Annotated in this window: 13 protein-coding genes; 6 read left to right on the top strand and 7 right to left on the bottom strand. The window is 63.9% G+C overall.

Annotation, left to right across the window (positions count from 1 at the left end; all coding sequences use genetic code 11):
• Nucleotides 1-13: 13 nt before the first annotated feature.
• Genes nadA through HND55_10535 form a run of 4 tightly spaced genes read left to right on the top strand, consistent with a single transcriptional unit; the run spans nucleotide 14 to nucleotide 4821 of the window.
• The gene (gene nadA, locus HND55_10550) at nucleotides 14-1156 is read left to right on the top strand and encodes a quinolinate synthase NadA (protein ID QKK03040.1); all 1143 of its coding nucleotides are present in this window, start codon (nucleotides 14-16) and stop codon (nucleotides 1154-1156) included.
• Nucleotides 1153-2688 carry an L-aspartate oxidase gene (locus tag HND55_10545; GenBank protein ID QKK03039.1) on the top strand — a complete coding sequence of 512 codons (1536 nt, stop codon included), beginning with the start codon at nucleotides 1153-1155 and terminating at the stop codon, nucleotides 2686-2688. Before nadA ends, HND55_10545 begins: the two co-directional genes overlap by 4 nt.
• Nucleotides 2685-3536, top strand: a complete 852-nt coding sequence (gene nadC, locus HND55_10540) for a carboxylating nicotinate-nucleotide diphosphorylase (GenBank protein ID QKK03038.1) — start codon at nucleotides 2685-2687, stop codon at nucleotides 3534-3536. Before HND55_10545 ends, nadC begins: the two co-directional genes overlap by 4 nt.
• 52 nt (nucleotides 3537-3588) lie before the next feature.
• Nucleotides 3589-4821 carry a saccharopine dehydrogenase gene (locus HND55_10535; GenBank protein QKK03037.1) on the top strand — a complete coding sequence of 411 codons (1233 nt, stop codon included), beginning with the start codon at nucleotides 3589-3591 and terminating at the stop codon, nucleotides 4819-4821.
• Between the two features lie 97 nt (nucleotides 4822-4918).
• Here HND55_10535 and HND55_10530 read toward each other — a convergent pair whose 3' ends face one another.
• From HND55_10530 to HND55_10515, 4 genes are all read right to left on the bottom strand, one after another.
• Nucleotides 4919-7204: a TonB-dependent receptor gene (locus HND55_10530; protein QKK03036.1), complete on the bottom strand. Its 2286-nt coding sequence runs from the start codon at nucleotides 7202-7204 to the stop codon at nucleotides 4919-4921.
• Between the two features lie 51 nt (nucleotides 7205-7255).
• Entirely contained in the window at nucleotides 7256-7816 is a 561-nt protein-coding gene (locus HND55_10525; protein QKK03035.1) for a TonB-dependent receptor plug domain-containing protein, read from the bottom strand.
• A 225-nt stretch (nucleotides 7817-8041) separates the two neighbouring features.
• Nucleotides 8042-8464 carry a hypothetical protein gene (locus HND55_10520; protein QKK04084.1) on the bottom strand — a complete coding sequence of 141 codons (423 nt, stop codon included), beginning with the start codon at nucleotides 8462-8464 and terminating at the stop codon, nucleotides 8042-8044.
• A 107-nt stretch (nucleotides 8465-8571) separates the two neighbouring features.
• Nucleotides 8572-9978: an alpha/beta fold hydrolase gene (locus HND55_10515; GenBank protein ID QKK03034.1), complete on the bottom strand. Its 1407-nt coding sequence runs from the start codon at nucleotides 9976-9978 to the stop codon at nucleotides 8572-8574.
• A gap of 185 nt (nucleotides 9979-10163) precedes the next feature.
• Here HND55_10515 and HND55_10510 point away from each other — a divergent pair, with 185 nt between their 5' ends.
• Nucleotides 10164-11027 carry a class II glutamine amidotransferase gene (locus HND55_10510; GenBank protein QKK03033.1) on the top strand — a complete coding sequence of 288 codons (864 nt, stop codon included), beginning with the start codon at nucleotides 10164-10166 and terminating at the stop codon, nucleotides 11025-11027.
• Nucleotides 11028-11031: 4 nt separating this feature from the next.
• Here HND55_10510 and HND55_10505 read toward each other — a convergent pair whose 3' ends face one another.
• Entirely contained in the window at nucleotides 11032-12627 is a 1596-nt protein-coding gene (locus HND55_10505) for an FMN-binding glutamate synthase family protein (GenBank protein QKK03032.1), read from the bottom strand.
• A gap of 79 nt (nucleotides 12628-12706) precedes the next feature.
• Between HND55_10505 and HND55_10500 the strand changes: the two genes are divergently transcribed.
• Complete coding sequence (locus HND55_10500) at nucleotides 12707-13720, top strand: hypothetical protein (protein QKK03031.1); 1014 nt, start codon at nucleotides 12707-12709, stop codon at nucleotides 13718-13720.
• Here the strand turns inward: HND55_10500 and HND55_10495 are convergent.
• Entirely contained in the window at nucleotides 13693-16152 is a 2460-nt protein-coding gene (locus tag HND55_10495; protein QKK03030.1) for a TonB-dependent receptor, read from the bottom strand. The genes HND55_10500 and HND55_10495 overlap by 28 nt on opposite strands.
• Entirely contained in the window at nucleotides 16149-17003 is an 855-nt protein-coding gene (locus tag HND55_10490) for a DUF547 domain-containing protein (protein QKK03029.1), read from the bottom strand. The genes HND55_10495 and HND55_10490 overlap by 4 nt, the downstream gene beginning before the upstream one ends.
• Between the last annotated feature and the right edge of the window lie 16 nt (nucleotides 17004-17019).

The following is a 17019-nucleotide window of genomic DNA, read 5'->3' as shown; positions in this document are numbered from 1 at the left end:
AAGCTGTACCATCATGTCTGCAATCCAAGCCAAGCCCAATTCTGGGGGTCCGGCGGCCGGAGACTTTCCGCCGCCTGAAGAACTGGTCTACGACGACGGTGTGCGGGCGCGCACCGGCAGCCTGTATGAGCGGGTGCGTGACGTCGTCCCTGCGGCGGAGTGGCCGCTGCACGCGCCGCTAGTCGATGCCATCAACCGCCTCAAGGTCGAGCGCAACGCGATCGTTCTGGCGCACAATTACATGACGCCGGAGATATTCAACTGCGTTGGTGATGCCACCGGCGACTCGCTGCGCCTGGCGCAGCTGGCGGCAGCGGCGGACCAGGACGTTATTGTCCAGGCCGGCGTCCACTTCATGGCAGAGACGGCCAGCATTCTGGCGCCGGGCAAGACAGTGCTGATCCCGGATCTCGAAGCTGGCTGCTCGCTGGCTGCGTCCATCGATGGAAACGATGTGCGCCGCATCCGGAACGCCTACCCGGGCTACCCGATCGTCACCTACGTCAACACATCGGCCGAAGTCAAGGCCGAGGCCGATATCTGCTGTACATCCTCCAACGCGGTCGAAGTCGTCGAGGCGATCGCACGACAGTGGAACACCGATACGGTCATCATGATTCCCGACGAGTATCTGGCACGCAATGTTGCCAGCCAGACCGGTGTGCGAATCCTGACCTGGCAAGGGTCCTGCGAAGTGCACGAGAAGTTTACCCGCGCGGATATCGAGCAACTACGCCTTGAGCACCCGGACGCCATGATCATCACGCATCCCGAGTGCACGCCCGAGGTGCTGCGTGCGGCCGATTTCGCCGGCTCGACCGGCGCTATGGCCAGTTTCGTGGCCGAACACCAACCGGCCAAGGCGATCCTGATCACGGAGTGTTCGATGAGCGACAACGTGGCGGTGGCCAATCCGGCCACGCGCTTCGTTCGCCCGTGCAACCTGTGTCCTTACATGAAACGAATCACCCTGACGGGCATCTACCGCGCTTTGCGCGAAATGCGGCACATCGTCGAGGTGGATGTCGATACGGCGCGCCGGGCGCGCAGCAGCCTGGCGGCCATGCTGGCGCTGCCGAAACCAGGACGGCCGCCGGCGTTCGACTCGACACGTCCGGCCCGGGATGCCGCTTACGTCGCGCTGCCCGGCGCGTGAAATCTGCACCGATTATCATCGTTGGATCCGGCATTGCCGGATTGTGGGCGGCCCTGCATCTGGCGCCCCGGCCGGTGGTTGTGCTGACCAGCGAATGTCTGGGTGCCCAGAGCGCCAGTGGCTGGGCCCAGGGCGGGATTGCTGCGCCGCTGGCGGCCGATGACAATCCCGCCGAGCATGCCCGTGACGCAATAAGGGCCGGTGACGGTCTGGCCGAGCCTGAAATGCTTGCCTGGCTGACCGGCTCAGCGGTTGCCGAAGTCGAGGCCCTGGCGGACCTGGGTGTGCCGTTTTCACGCAATGGCGACGGCAGCTGGCTGCTGTCCAGGGAGGCGGCACACGGTCGTGCCCGCGTGGCCCAGGTCAACGGCGACCAGGCGGGTGCGGCGATCGTTCAGGTGCTCGGCGCTGCCGTCCGGCAGGCCGGGCATATCGAGCTGCGCGAGCACTGGACCGTTCAGGCGCTGCTGGCCGATGACCAGGGCCGCTGTCGGGGCGTGGCTGCAAGCGATCGCTGCGGGGTGACCCACCGGCTTGCCGGCTGCAGTGTCGTGCTGGCCACTGGAGGACTGGGGGGGCTGTATGCCATAACCACCAATCCGCCCGGCAACCAGGGCAGGGCGCTGGCATGGGCGGCGCGGCTTGGCGCGGTGATTCGCGATGCAGAGTTCGTTCAGTTTCATCCGACCGCCATGGATTTTGGAGTCAGTCCGGCACCGCTGGCCAGCGAGGCGCTGCGCGGCGCCGGCGCGGTGCTGATCGATGCGCAAGGCAGGCGATTCATGGCTGATCGGCATCCGGAAGGCGATCTGGCGCCACGCGCAGTCGTGGCCCGGGAGGTCTATCGTCAGCACAGAGCAGGCGGCGCCTGGCTGGATGGCCGCGATAACCCCGGCGTGCACTTCCCGCAGCGTTTTCCCGCAGCGTTCGAAGCCTGCCTGCGCCACGGCCTCGATCCGCGCTGTCAGCCTATCCCGGTTGCGCCGGCCGCCCACTACCACATGGGTGGCATTGCCGCCGGGCTGGATGGCCGAACGGGTGTCGAGGGGCTGCTGGCGGTCGGCGAAGTGGCCTGTACCGGAGCGCACGGCGCCAACCGTCTGGCCTCCAACTCTTTACTCGAGGCACTGGTCATGGCGCGTCGGACCGCCTATGAGCTGCGCGATGCTGAACCGGCCGAACGCGCCGGTCCGTTGCCCGCCTTGCGGTCGCATGGTGAACTGTCGCCGTCCAGTCTGGCAAGCCTTCGCGACAACATGTCGCGGCATGCCGGCATCGAACGCGATGCCCGTGGGCTGGCCAGCCTGCTCGAGGCGATCGGCCGGCTTGAGCAGGCGTGCGGTCCGGCTGATTCGCTGATTACTGCCCGGCTGGTCGCCGACGCCGCCCTGGCGCGTGAGGAGAGCCGCGGGGCGCATTTCCGAACCGATTTTCCGCAGCCGGCAGCAGCCACGCGATCGAGCTTCGTTACCGTGTCTCCTGACCGCTTCGGCAATGGCGGGATCGGCTGCGCTGCGGGACTGACGTCATGATGGCCCAACTGCCGCGTCAGGTGCTGGTCGAGACGGTGGCGCGTGCGCTGGCCGAGGACCTCGGGGCGCGCGGTGACGTGACATCAATAGCCACGGTGCCTGCCGACTACCGTGGACGGTTTGCGCTGATGGCCCGTGAGAGTGGCGTTTTGGCCGGATGCGCCGTGGCCGAAGAAGCGTTCGCCCAGCTTGATCGGGCCGTAAAGATCGACTGGCAGCTCGAAGACGGACAGCCCTTGCGGCCCGGCGGCGTGATCGCGGTGATTCAGGGCCTGGCGCGCGCGATTCTTTCGGGAGAGCGCACCGCACTCAACTTTCTCGGCCGCCTGTCGGGTATTGCCACGCTGACCCGGCGCTATGTCGACGCGCTGGCCGGTGCGACTGCGGTGATCGCCCACACGCGCAAGACCACGCCGGGACTGCGTGCGCTGGAGCTTCATGCAGTCGTCGCCGGGGGCGGCGCCCGGCATCGTTTCGGGCTCGATGACGCGGTGCTGATCAAGGACAATCATGTCGCCATGGCCGGTGGCGTCGGCGAGGCCGTGCGGCGCGCCCGGGCGTTTGCCGGCCATATGGCGCGCATCGCCGCCGAGATCGACTCGCTCGATCAGCTCGACGAAGCGCTGGAATCCGGTGCCGAGTCGATCCTGCTCGACAACTTCAGCCTGGCCGATCTGCGCGAAGCCGTCCGGCGCTCGCGCGGGCGGGGCGTGATCCTGGAGGCATCCGGCAACGTCGCTCTTGACACGGTCGGCGATATCGCCGCAACCGGTGTCGATGTCATCTCCGTTGGCGCCCTGACCCACTCCGCGCCCTGCCTGGACCTGGGCCTGGACGTGCACGACTGATCGTCGGCGGCGTGCTATCGTCGTGGTTTGTCATTGACCAAACAGGATCGGCATGAGCGAGCGCGAATTCGATATCGTCCTGATGGGCGCAACCGGCTTTACCGGGCGCCTGGTGGCCGAACACCTGCTGGCGCGCCACGGCGTTGGCGGGGATCTCAGGTGGGCGCTGGCGGGCCGCAGTCCCGACAAGCTCGAGCAGGTGCGCGACAGCCTGGGTAGCCAGGCTGCGGCGGTCCCGCTCATTGTTGCCGACAGCTTTGACCGTGCCTCGCTGGACGCGCTGGCCGGCCGGACCCGGGTCGTCTGCACCACCGTCGGCCCTTACGCGCTTTACGGATCGGAGCTGGTCGCGGCCTGCGTCGAGGCGGGCACCGACTACTGTGATCTGTCCGGCGAGGTGCCCTGGATGCAGCAGATGATCGGCAGGCACGAAGCCGCGGCCCGCGACAGCGGAGCCCGAATCGTGCACTGCTGCGGTTTCGACTCGATCCCGTCGGACCTGGGTGTGTGGTTCTTGCAGGAGCGCGCCCGTGAGCGCTATGGCCAGCCGGCCGGCCGCGTGCGGATGCGCGTCAAGGCCGCCCGTGGCGGGCTGAGCGGCGGCACCTTCGCCAGCATGCTCAATATTGTCGAGCAGGCGCGCCGCGACCCGGAGACCGCCCGGTCCCTCAAGAACCCGTTTGCCCTGTGCCCGGAGCGCGATGAACCGGCGCCGCGCCAGCCGCTGGTCAACGGGCCGGCCTATGACGAAATCGTCGGCAGCTGGATGGCACCGTTCATCATGGCAGCGATCAACACGCGCGTCGTGCATCGCGCCAATGCCTTGCAGAACTACGCCTACGGACGTGACTTTCGCTATGACGAAGCGGTTCTTACAGGCCGGGGTTTCGGAGGCCGCATGAAGGCCTACAGCGTTTCAGCCGGCATGGCCGCCTTCGCGCTTGGTGCCGGGCTGGCGCCGACTCGCGCGCTGCTCCGCAGGCTGGTCTTGCCCAGCCCCGGCGAAGGACCGTCAGCCGAAAAGCGCGAGGCCGGGTTTTTCAACATTGTCATTCACGGTGAGCTCGGCGAAGGCCAGCAGCTGCAGGTGCGGGTCCGGGGTGATCGCGACCCCGGCTACGGCTCGACCTCGCGCATGATCGGCGAGGCCGCCACCGCGCTGGCCCGGGATCTGCCGCGCGAGCGCTGTGCCGGTGGGTTCTGGACGCCATCGACTGCGCTTGGCGAGATCCTGCGCGAGCGTCTGGCCCGGCATGCCGGCGTGACGGTGGAAGTGGTTACCTGATAGCCCGGGATCCCTGCGGGATACCCGGCCGAGCGGCTCGGGGGGTGAAGCACCCGCGAGCCAGGGGCCCGCGGGCTTGCTGCATGCCTGTGACGACTCAGAAGTCGACGTTGACCCGGGCGTAGTAGAACTGGCCCGGAATCCGGTGTTGCGTTGCGTCGAAGCTGTTGGAGAACGCCGCGGTGGACACCGGTGGGTCACGATCGAACAGGTTGTCGATACCCAGCGTCACGCGCGTGTCACCGACGCCGAAACCGTCGAAGTGGTACGACAGCTGGACATCGTTGTAGACCACTGAACCGAGCGTGTTGGTCGGGTTGACCGGGTCTGGATTGGAGCACATCCCCAGTTCCGAGAAACTCGGCGTCAGCCCGTCACTGCAGTTTTCGGTGTAGCTGTGAACATAGTGGACGTTCCAGACGCCTTCCCAGTCACCCATGGTCCAGATCACGTCGAGCGTGCTGCGCCACTTAGGGAAGCTGCGATCAGGCTGACCGGGCAGCAGGGTACCGAGCAGATCCCGAACTTCCTCAGGCGCGTCGGGATCGCTGAAGTCGGGCACGAATTCGCGGAATTTCTCGGTATAGGTGCCGCGCCACAGCGCACGGAAGGAGCCGATTGGGGTATCCCGGAAGGTGTAGTCGACCGAAAAATCAAGCCCGGCGGTTTCGGTGCTGCCGATGTTGACCTGCGTGTCGAGCAGCCGCGACACCTCGCCGGAGGCCGAACGCTCGATCAGATTGCACAAACGCAGCGAAAAAGCGCAGGCGTCGAGAATGCTCTGCGCCCCGATCGAGGTGATCGAATTGTCCAGTTCGATATCGTAATAGTCGATCGCAACGCTGAGCCCGGAGATGGCGTCGGGGCTCCATACCCCGCCGATAGTGAACGACTCGGAGGTTTCGGGTTCGAGTTCCGGGTTGCCGCCGGTGGTGATGCGGATCTGTGTGTTGATCTGCTCGTAGCTGCCGTCGGCAGGCACGCCCTGGGCGATGCAGTTATCGATGACATCCTGGGAAACGCCACTGGTCAGGAAGTTCGAGCACGGGTCGGTCAGTATCGGGTCAAGCACGCCGAGACCGCCAAACAGCTCCTGCACGCCGGGCGCTCGGAATCCTTCCGCGAAGCTGGTGCGCAACAGCAGATCCCCGGTCGGCCGCCAGCGCAGCCCCAGCCGGCCGGTTGTTTCCGAGCCGAACTGCTCGAAGTCCGAACCGCGGATGGATGCGCTCAGTTCGAGAATATCCGCCCCGGGCCGGTCGGCCAGCAGGGGCACATTGAGCTCCGCGTACCAGGCCTCCAGGTTGAGGCGGCCCGAGGTCGGTGACCGCTGGCCGCCGCTGACGCTCGCCGCGCCCGATCCGGCCTGGGCCAGCGGGTCGGGCGTGTCGGCGGCGAATTCCCGTCGCTTCTCGAAACCGGCGGCGAACGCGAGGGGTCCGGCCGGCAGGTCAACAATCTCGCCGCTGATATTGGCCAGCCAGTTGACCATCTTTTGCTCGTTTTGCTCAAGCGCGGTGTAGGTCACGTAGTCGACCATCTCCGGGGTGATCGAGCCGCCGCTGCCAGGGACGTTGCCCGTGCCCTGCTGGCCGCCGAAGATATTGAACGGTACGCACTCGCCGGTGCATTGATCGATGGGTCCGAGGGCCCGGGCCAGACGGTCGTGGTTGAGCAGGTTTTCGATCGTCGCGTTGCGTTCCGATTTCGAGAAGGTATAGGAAACATCCCAGTCAAAACGACGATCGGCGAACCGGAAGTCACCCTGCAGACCGCCGGTCCAGCGCCAGGTATCCACCTCACCGTTGTAGTTGCGCGTCCCAGCTTCAATGAAGCGGCGGCCGATCAGGATCAGGTTGGTGTTCGGATCCAGATCAAAACCGAACGGATTGTAGGGGTTGGTGGCCGATACGCCGACGTTGAGCGGCAGAATGCCGGCCGAGCCCAGGAAGATCGGTACCGGTGCCTGCAGCTGGATCGATTCTCGTCGATTGTAGAGGGCTTCGGTGAACAGCCGCAGACTGGGTGAGAAATCATGGGTTGCCTGGACGTAGGCCGAGGTCTGGGTCAGTGGAATCTGCAGGTAGTTGTCGGGCGCGAAGTTGTAGCGGTCGGCGGTTCCGTCGAACGGGCGGAAGTCGTCCAGTGAGGGCATGCCGGAGCCGGTGTCCCGGGTCAGGTCGAATACCTCACCGGTGTTCGGGTCGATGAAAATGAAACGACCCTCGGGTGTGGCGGATGAGCCGCGACTGATCGCTCCGCCAAACTCGTCGGCGCCGAATTTGGGTACACGCGAAATGGCACGGTCTGCGGCCATGATTTCTTTCTGCTTGGTATAGCTGATGTTGAACAGCAGGTTGCTCTGGCCATTGCCGCGGCCCATGGTAAAGCTGTAGGCCTCTTCCTCGCCGTCGCTTTCGCTGGTCTGCCCATACTAGGCGCTGGCTGACGTGCCGGTAAAGTCGGTGCGCGTGATGATATTGATTACGCCGGCGATGGCGTCCGATCCGTAGACTGACGAGGCGCCGCCGGTCAGTACTTCGATACGCTCGACCGCTGCTGCCGGAATGGTGCTCAGGTCGGCGCTGTTGGCCACGCCGGCCTGGGTCGTGGCCTTGACCCACCTGCGGCCGTTGACGAGCACCAGCGTGCGTTCGGGCTCGAGGTTGCGCAACGAGACGCGTACGGAGCCATCACCGCCCTGGTCGGGCGCGTTGAACGCGGTGTTGATGGCAGATCCCGACGAGGTCAGTTCCTGGAGCAGGTCACCGACGCGGATGTGGCCGGATCGCTCGATTTCTTCGCGGTCGATGACCTGTACGGGCGCCGGGCCCTCGAAGTCGGTGCGCTTGATGCGTGTGCCGGTGACCTCGACGCGGTCGAGTTCAGCGGATTGGTTGTCGGTCTGTGCCTGGGCTCGGTCGGCATGCAGTGCCGGCAGTACGGCCAAGCACGCAGCCGCGAGCAGGCTGTTGCTGAGGTTGCGGTAGTTCACTGTGTCCCTCCAGTGGTCAGTGGCTATTGTTGACAATACCCCCCGCTTGCCTGCAAACGTCTCGACCATGCAGTCGAGGCACAGGCAGGTCACAAAAGTGTCACACTTTTTACGACAGAAGTAAAACCCGATCATGCCTCGATGCGGCTGTCCGCCCGAGCGATGATCGAGGCCGGCAGCAGCCGTTCGCCCGGTGAAGCAAGCCGGCCATGGAACGGGCTGTGTTCAGCGCAACTGTTCGATCAGACCGATGGTGGCCTGCCGGGTATCGTCGATCGTGCCCATCAGTTCATCTTCCGCGCGCTGGGCCGCCTGTCCGCCGCTGTCGAGATCGCCCGCGTGCTGCTCCCACGTTGCGTGCAGGCTTTGACCACGGGCCGGCAGGGGCTCGGGCAACACGGAAGTGAGATCGCGAATGCTGGCCACCTTGCCCCAGCCCGTCACCCAGGTCTCGGCGTCACGTATAGGCTGGTATGGATGCTCCTCACGACCATGAAAATAGCGCCGGTACAGCACGATCTGCTGCAGTTCATTGAGCTCGACGGTGGTCTGGAATGCTGCCTGGCGCCAGTTGCGGTGCAGCTCCGAGGTTTCGTTTCTCCAGGTGTTGTAGCCGAGCGAAATGACCGCTACGGCAAGGCTGATGATGGCCACGCTGTGGCGCTTGAGCTGCGTCCTGAGCGTACCACTTTCGGCGTATCGGCGATCCTGTCGCTGTTGGCGTCGGATCCGTTGGGGTGTCAGTGGCTTATGCTTCATGTGTCCTGGCTGAGCAGAAAGTGGAGCAGGTTGTCCTGGAAAAACAGGTTGGTGGTGAGCTGACTGTGTGATTCACACAAAAAAAGCGGATATTTCATCGGGAAAAAGCTCCATGGGTGGCGAGGGACGAATGGATCGAGCGATTCGCGCGCCAGCAGCGAAGCCTTGGTGACGACGCCGTCACCCGGTTCCAGAATCAGACGGTCGTAGTCCACGCCCGGGCGTGGCGAGCGGATGTCGTCGGGATCGAGATGCAGCTCATAGCGCTCATCGTGTTCCTCGACGACCATGCGCGCTGGCGTCAAATCGCAGTCCCCGCCGAAAACCACCAGTTGCCAGGGGCTGCGTTCAAGATTGACTGTCAGTGACCAGATAAAACGCCGTCCTCGCTCGATATGCTTGTGAAAATACTTTTCCATGAGGGCCAGGCGCTCTCGGCCCTGCTCGGGATCGTCGAAGCGCTTCATGATTCGCTTTCTTACCTGCGGGTCGTAGATCGACCACTGGAAACGCTTCCAGGTGCTCAGATCGAACGGGTCGGCGTCGATGGGCTTCCCGTCGATATCGAGCAACCAGTCGTTGATCGGATGGGTGAACAGCTGATAGAAGCTTGGAAAGGTGATCAGCACTTCCGGCGGAATTCGCCGCAGCCCGATTCGGCGCCCCACGATAAACGCCTTGACCGACTCGACCGAGCCCAGGTTGGGCGTGCCAAGCAGCACGATGCGACGGACCGTGTTCTCGCCGTGGTAGTTGACCGGGAAGTTGTTGTCATTGGTCACGTCGACCGTGCCGTAACGCAGAAAGTAGCGCGCGATCATTCCGCCCATCGAATGCGCCACGATGTCCACCTTCAGATCGCGGTCGCCGTGATCGGCGCGAATCTGCTCGATCAGGTCATCGAGCCTGCCGACCGTATGGACGTTGTCCAGGCGCCAGTCATAGGTGAACACGTAGTAGTATCGACCGCCCGGCTCGACCGGCTGGCCCGGGACGGCAGGCTCGAAACCGCCGGCGGTTTCCAGTGTGTCGATGATCGAGCTGTAGAAATCGCGGCCGGCGAACTTGCCGGTGATGGCGCCGGGCCGGACATCTCCGGGATCAGGATCGAGGGTTTCCGGGTTGATTCTCAGCGCTGCGTGCTCGTAGCGCGACAACATCGCATCAAGTACTGATCCGACCCAGATCTCTCCTTCCGATTCCGAAACCAGGCGGGTGCCCATCAGTCCGGGGATCAGCACAACCGGTGGCTGGGTGACGTCGCTGCGCGCGGTTTCGTAGAGCCGCTGGAGATCCGGTCGGCTTGGCGCCAGGCTGCAACTGGCCACCAGCGCTACCGTCACCAGGAAAAAGGCATGCCGCTGGAAGCGACGTAACCGGCATGTAGTGATCCATCGACTCATTGGCAAGTCCTGCTTGTGCGCTGCCCGGCGCTCAGCTTCTTTTGGTAGGCCATGCGAGCGCTGCCGTTGCCCCCGCTGCGGGTCGCGTCTTGCACCGTTGTCTCAGACACGCGCTGACGGTCACACACTGAGCCCAGGGTAGGCTAGCATGTGGGCCGAAGTGATCCCATACGGGGTATTCCGTAATGTGCCGAATGACGCTCTACATGGGTGAACGGCTTTCGATTGCTGACCTGGTGACGCGACCGGAGAATTCTCTGATCAACCAGAGCGTGCGCGCTCGCGAACGGCCCGAACCGCTCAATGGGGACGGGTTCGGGGTGGCCTGGTACGTTGACGGCCACCGACGCCCCGCGCGGTTTCGATCGCTGACGCCGGCCTGGAGTAATGCCAACCTTGATGAACTGGCGCGGGTGACCAGCAGCCAGTGCATCCTGGCGCATGTTCGTGCCGCGACCGGGGGCAGCTTCGAGGTCTCGGAGGCCAACTGTCACCCGTTTCGCTGTGGTCGTTTTGCATTCATGCACAATGGCCGTATCGAGAACTTCAGGCGCATTCGGCGTCCGCTGATGGCGCGTCTGAGTGACGCGGGTTTCGAGAGCATCCGTGGCAATACCGATACTGAACACGTCTTCGCCCTGATCAGCGAGCATCTGCGCGGTCATGAAAACGATAGCAGCTGCGAACTCTTGCGTCAGGCTATCTGCTGCGGCATCAGAGAGATTCGTGAACTCGTCGACAGTCATGCGCCTGGTTCACATTGCTATCTCAACTTCATTCTGAGCGATGGACAGCATGCCGCCGCTTGTCGCTACAGCTCCGATCCTGACTATATCGACAGCCTCTACATCAACAGCGGCGGCGGCTTTCGCTGCGATGGTGAAGCGTGCTGGATGGAACAAGGCGGGAATACCCGCGCCGTAATGATCAGTTCGGAGCCGCTCAACCCGGGCCCGCACTGGCGGGCCATCGATCACAATCACCTCGCGCTGGTCGATGACAACCTTGGTGTGCGCCTGGAGCCTGTATCCGCAGGAGCCGTGGTCTGATGGATTACCAGCTGTCGCCCCAGCGATCCGCGCGCGCTTGCTGCCAGAGCGGGCCCAGGCCCGATGCGGCGCCACATTGGGGGTCGAGCAGCTGCCCAGGCTCGAGAAAGTCGTACAGGTCGGCGTAGCGCACGGCGTTGAGATCACCGGAGCGTCGGTAGATGTGCTGCGGACCGAGATCATCCGGATGGGCCAGTCCCATGGCTGACAGCAGCTTCAGCATGGCCTTGATGGTCTGGGCGTGAAAGCGCTCCACCCTCGGTGCCTTGTCGGCGACAACCAGACCCTTGACCAGCGCCGGATTCTGGGTCGTGATCCCGGTCGGGCAGGTGTTGTTGTTGCAGCGCAGTGACTGAATGCAGCCGAGCGCGAACATCATCGCGCGGGCGCTGTTGCAGCCGTCGGCGCCCAATGCCAGTGCGCGGATCATGTGGAATGCGCTCAGGATCTTGCCGCTGACGATGACCTTGATGCCCGGCCTCAGGCCGGTACCGACAAGCACGTTGCTGACCAGCACCAGCGCATCACGCTTGGGCATCCCCATGGAATTGGACAGCTCGAGCGGCGCGGCACCGGTGCCGCCCTCGCCACCGTCCACCGTGATGAAGTCCGGCGTGATGTTCGTCTCGGTCATGGCCTTGCACATGGCCATCCAGTCCGATACCCGCCCCATACAGAACTTGATGCCCACCGGTTTGCCGCCGGACAGTTCGCGCAAGGTGGCGATGAATTCCATGAGTTCGGCCGGCGTGGCGAAGGCACTGTGAGATGACGGTGAAATGGCGTCCTGACCGGGCTTCAACCCGCGCGCCCGCGCCACTTCGGCGCTGACTTTCTTGCCGGGCAGAATGCCGCCGCTGCCGGGTTTGGCGCCCTGGGAGAGCTTGATTTCTATCATTCTGACCGAGGTTTGACTGGCGCTTTCTGCGAAGCGATCGGCATCGAACCGGCCATCTTCACGACGACAGCCGAAGTAGCCGGATCCAATCTGCCAGATCAGGTCGCCGCCCGGGTCGAGGTGATATCGTGAGACGCCGCCTTCGCCGGTGTTGTGCGCAAAACCGCCTTGTCGGGCAGCGGTGTTGAGCGCCAGAATGGCGTGCGACGACAGGGATCCGAAGCTCATCGCCGAGATATTGAGCAGGGACGAGGAGTAGGGCTGCTGGCACTGCGCCTCGCCGATCATCAGGCGGGGCGGCTCTGGCAGTTCGCCGGCCGCTGCCATGGCGTGTGCAGCCCATTCATAGCCTGGCTTGTAGACGTCTCGCTGGGTGCCGAAGGGGCGTGTTTCAAGATCGCCCTTGGCGCGCTGATAGACCAGCGTGCGATACTCCCGTTCGACCGGGTAGGCGTCGAGGTTGCTCTCGATGAGGTATTGCTGGATCTCAGGCCGTATGCCCTCGATCATGTATCGAAAGTGGCCGATGACCGGAAAATTCCTCAGCACCGTGTGCCGGGTCTGAAAGGCATCGTGAAGACCGAGCGCGATCAGCGGACCAAACAGCGCCATGCACCACCCGGCCGGCGGCCACAGCCAGGCCGCAACCGCAACGATAGCGATGATGCACATGCTGAGCGTGAAGAACCACTGTCTAACCATACGCCTCAATACCCCGTTGACATGTGTGCTGATAGCGTGTCACTGATGGTGATTCTGAACGCGGTTTCGAGCAGAAAACGTGACTGAGCGGGTCCAGCATAGCGCAAGCCGGCGCTACCGATCGCCGTTCGTTGCTGCGCTGGCGTGGGCGGTCTGCGCGCTGCTCGCAACGGCTGCGGTGGGGAAGGTGATCGCCTCGGCCGCTGGCGAACGGACCGTCATCCGGCTTGAACTGGATCCCTCGCTTGCAGGCTTGGCGGCTATCCACTGGAGGCAGTGGATTGAAACCACGGCCGATTCGGTTGCCGCGATTGTCGGCGGGTTTCCGCAGCGTCACATTGTCGTCCAGCTTGAAGCCGACCGGAGTCGCCAGCCGATTGCCTACGGACGCGTACAACGCGGCAACCCGCCCCGGATCAGGCTGCAGGTCCACCCTGACGCATCCATGGCCGAGCTGCTCGATGACTGGCGCGGTTACCACGAGTTCGCGCATCTTCTGATTCCGTTTCCCGGCAACGATGACATCTGGTTTTCCGAGGGACTGGCCAGCTACTACCAGTACCTGCTGCAGTCTCGCGCCGGCGTGATCCCGCCCGACGAGGCCTGGCGGCGCCTGGCGGCCGGATTTCGCCGCGGCCTGAGTGACTTTAACGGGCACGGCCAGACGCTGCGGGCGCTCAGCCCGAACATGTGGCGCGAGCGTGCCTTTCGACGCGTCTACTGGACCGGCGCAGCCTACTTCCTGCGCGTGGATCTGCGGCTGCGCGAACAGTCTGGTGGCAAACACTCGCTTGACCAGGTGCTGGCGGACTTTCATGCCTGCTGCTACAGCCGGCATCATCGCTGGAACGCCGAACGCCTGATCGCGCGATTCGGTGAACTCAGTATTCCATCGGTCTGGCGCGAGGAGTACGAAAGCATGATTGATGAACCCGCAAAGCCGCGGGTGACCGCAGCGTTCGAGCGTCTGGGAATCGTCATGCATGCTGATGACATCGAGCTTGGTGATGCGCATTCCGAGCGCCAGCTGCGCCAGGCGCTGGCCGAAGGCACGCCCGGGCCGAGTCAAAAACGCCAGTCCGAGCGCAGGTAAACAAAGCGACCATTGACGCCCACCGGATTGATCGGATCATAGGCGAAGTTGCCGAAAAAATCGTTGGCCGTGCCGGAGGCATCGGGGTACTCGTCGGTGATGTTCGATGAGCCAACCGTCAGATCCCAGCGGTTGCTGATGGCAAAGCCGGCCTCCAGGTCGAGTGCGTACTGCCCGGAGAATCGTTGACGCGCGAAGGCGAATTCACGCACGACCGATGAATAGACCCGTAGCCGGGCGCTGGCGCGCCAGCGCCGGCCTTGCCAGCGGGCGCTGGAAACCCATTCATGCTCGGGCGAGGCCGATTCGACCGTGTTGATCTGTTCGACGCCGATCAGCTCGACGTCTGGGGACAGTTCAGCGATACGCCCCGGAACCATGGCGATGTCCCGGATGCGTGACTCGGTCCAGCTCCAGGCGCTGTCGAACCGCCACAGGCCATGCCCGGTCGGCAGGCTGTAGCTGGCGGTTGTTTCGACGCCGCGCGTGCGTGTATCGATTGCGTTGGTAAACGCCGCGATCGCCTGAACGCCTGCGCCGCCAGGCTGGGCCTGCACGAAATCGATCACGGCAGGGTCCTGAACGAACTCAGACAGCGTGATGCGATCATCGACGCGAATCTCGAATGCGTCAATGCTCAGACGCAGTCCGCCCGAGCCGTTCCATACCACCCCGGCGCTGTAGTTGACCGCCGTTTCTTCTTCCAGGTCTGGTAGTCCAAGCGCCCGGCCGAGGGCACTGCCGGCGCGTACCAGGCGCGAGGAGATGCGCGCGCCTTCGGTCGAGAAAGTGTTGTCGCGACGCGACCAGGCCATCTGGGCCAGGGTCGGGGCACGGAAGCTGGTCGAGAGCGAGGCGCGCAGCGCCAGCGTTTCAGTGCTCTGGAAACGACCGGCCAGCTTGCCGGTGATGGTGCTGCCGAAGTCGTCGTAATGTTCGAATCGTGCCGCCGCGCTGCCGCTGAACCGCGCGCTGAGCTGACTGCTGGCTTCGACGAATGCGCCGAGGACATGACGCTGTTCCTTGGCGGCGTCGTCCGGTGTCAGGCCCTTGGCACCCTGTGCGCCGATATCCGGAAAGCCGACCAGCGCAGCCAGCTCTGGCGGAAAGGTGAAGTCACCGGCGCTGAATGATCCTGGGTCGCCTGGATCGCTTTCGAAGCGCTCGAAGCGGTAGTCGATGCCTGCGGCCAGGTCGATGCCGCGTCCGCCCAGGGCATCGTCGAACCGGCGCCGGGCTTCGCTTCCGAGCCCGCCGGTAGTGAACCGAAAGGTGCCTGAATGAAACTGTGTCGGACTGTCCGGGCCGAGCGACGGGTTGAGTGAGTTTCTGACGCCGAACTCGAAGCGGTTGTGCCGGATGGTCAGGGAGTGGTCCAGCAACCATTCGCCGAAGCTGTGGCGTGCGCCGAACGCGCTGCCGAAGTCGATGTTGTCGCCGAGGGTGATCGGCCGGAAGCCGCCCGGAAAGATCGCCGGCACGTTCTGGTTACTGTCAGGATAGCGATAGACTGCGGCGCCTTCGGTCTCCCGGTAGCTGGCGGTGGCGTTGCCGTAGATCAGCGCTGCGCCGAGCGGCCGTTCGGCATTGAGCCACAGGTTGACCCCATCGGAATCGGGATCACCGACGCGGTGGGTGATTTCGCCGGCGAAGGCCAGGTTGGCCCGGGTCTGCGGAATGAACGGTGAGACGCGGTCGAAGCCGGCGCGATTGGTCGCGCTGCGGCCGGTCGCCTCCAGGCCATAGTTGAAAAAACCGCCTTCAGCGAGCGTCACGCCATGGTCGATCCAAACACTGGCTGACTGGCCATCCGTGACCGTGCGATCAATCGGAGCGACGTCAGTGTTGTGTAGCCCGTAGCTAACGCCGGCGCGCACGCCCCCGGCATGATCCTCGAGCACGATGTTGATCACGCCGGCAATCGCGTCTGATCCGTACTGGGCACTGGCACCGTCGCGCAGGATCTCGACGCGCTTGACCGCGCTCAAGGGGATGGTGTTGAAGTCGAAAGCATTCGTGCCACGACCGATCTTGGTGTTGTCGTTGACCACCGCCGAGGCATGACGGCGCTTGCCGTTGACCAGTACCAGCACCTGGTCCGGGCTCATGCCCCTGAGCTGAGCGGAGCGAACGTGATCCGAAGTCACTGAGTTGGACTGGCGCGGGAAGCTGAACGAGGGCGCCAGCAGCGCCAGCGCTTCGCCGAGCTCGTTGCCGACCGCTCCGGCAGATCGCAATTGTTCTCCGCTGAAGATATCGACCGGAACGGCCGAGTCGAGGGCCGAGTCGCTGCCGGTGCGTGAACCGATGACCTGAATCTGATCCAGGGTCAGAAGATTCCCGGCGTTGGCTATCGCTGGCATGGCCCCCAGCGCCAGCGCGGCGAAGCCTGTCAGTCCGCAACGGGTCATCGCGATGAGGGTCGGTGTCATGGGTCGGGCTGCTCAAGGTTGCGGGCTTCAATCCAGGCCCGGATGTTGTCGGGGCCATTCAGATCCCAGTCGTAATCGATAAAGCGGGTTTGGGTTGCCTGCTTGATGCGCTGCCGCGTCGACTTGTTGACGTGCTCTCCGATGAATTCACGCACCGAGCCGGACTGCTCGGCGAAGTCGGACTGATACCAGTCAAACAGGCTGGACAGCCACAGCGTGTCTTCTTCAATGTGCAGGTGCAGTGGCGTGTTCAGCGCCAGCCGGGTATTTTCGTCGAGCATCCCGTCGACGGTTTCTGCGTTATAGGCCTTTTCGCGCAGGGGCGGACAGCCTACCGAGGCGCAGTTGACGGCGAAGTGCACGCGCGCATCCTTCCATCCGCGAGCGGCAAATTCCTCACCCAGCAAAACGTCGATTTCGATTTCGCTCAGCGCATAGTGCCGCCCGCCGATATCGAACAGGTTGCGGTCGAAAACGCGATAGGGATTGAACAGTGAGCCATAGTCGCGCACGGAGTCGACCAGTTTGCCGTCCCCGGGGTGTTCAAGAATATGGGCGATCATGAAGAAGTTGTAGGCATTGATCCAGAATGCCAGCGCCTGCTGCCGTGACTCGATGCGCTCGGGATCGAATTCGGCCAGGCGCACGCGCTGCTGATCGATCAGCCGCATCGTCTCGATGTCAGCCTGTGCGGCGCGGTAATCGAATGAGGAAACCAGTCCGCCACCGGTCAGGGGATACTCCTGGACATGCATGTCCAGCACGCGGGCGAAGGGCGCGAACAGCGCCGTGTCCTGGTCTTCGGCAAATGCACACCCGGTATCGGACAGCAGCCCGGTAGCCAGGAGCACGGTGAAAATCCGGATC

The organism is Pseudomonadota bacterium (assembly GCA_013285445.1).
In the GTDB taxonomy this organism is placed as follows: domain Bacteria; phylum Pseudomonadota; class Gammaproteobacteria; order Xanthomonadales; family Wenzhouxiangellaceae; genus Wenzhouxiangella.
Note: the sequence above shows the minus strand (reverse complement) of the source record. Positions and strands in the feature narration are given on the sequence as shown.

Bases quoted from the DNA above. Each gene is read 5' to 3' on its own strand.
- HND55_10515 (QKK03034.1), bottom strand. From the start codon at position 9,978: ATGAGTCGATGGATCACTACATGCCGGTTACGTCGCTTCCAGCGGCAT.
- HND55_10535 (QKK03037.1), top strand. From the start codon at position 3,589: ATGAGCGAGCGCGAATTCGATATCGTCCTGATGGGCGCAACCGGCTTT.
- nadA (QKK03040.1), top strand. From the start codon at position 14: ATGTCTGCAATCCAAGCCAAGCCCAATTCTGGGGGTCCGGCGGCCGGA.
- HND55_10510 (QKK03033.1), top strand. From the start codon at position 10,164: ATGTGCCGAATGACGCTCTACATGGGTGAACGGCTTTCGATTGCTGAC.
- HND55_10505 (QKK03032.1), bottom strand. From the start codon at position 12,627: ATGGTTAGACAGTGGTTCTTCACGCTCAGCATGTGCATCATCGCTATC.
- HND55_10495 (QKK03030.1), bottom strand. From the start codon at position 16,152: ATGACACCGACCCTCATCGCGATGACCCGTTGCGGACTGACAGGCTTC.
- HND55_10530 (QKK03036.1), bottom strand. From the start codon at position 7,204: ATGGGCCGCGGCAATGGCCAGAGCAACCTGCTGTTCAACATCAGCTAT.
- nadC (QKK03038.1), top strand. From the start codon at position 2,685: ATGATGGCCCAACTGCCGCGTCAGGTGCTGGTCGAGACGGTGGCGCGT.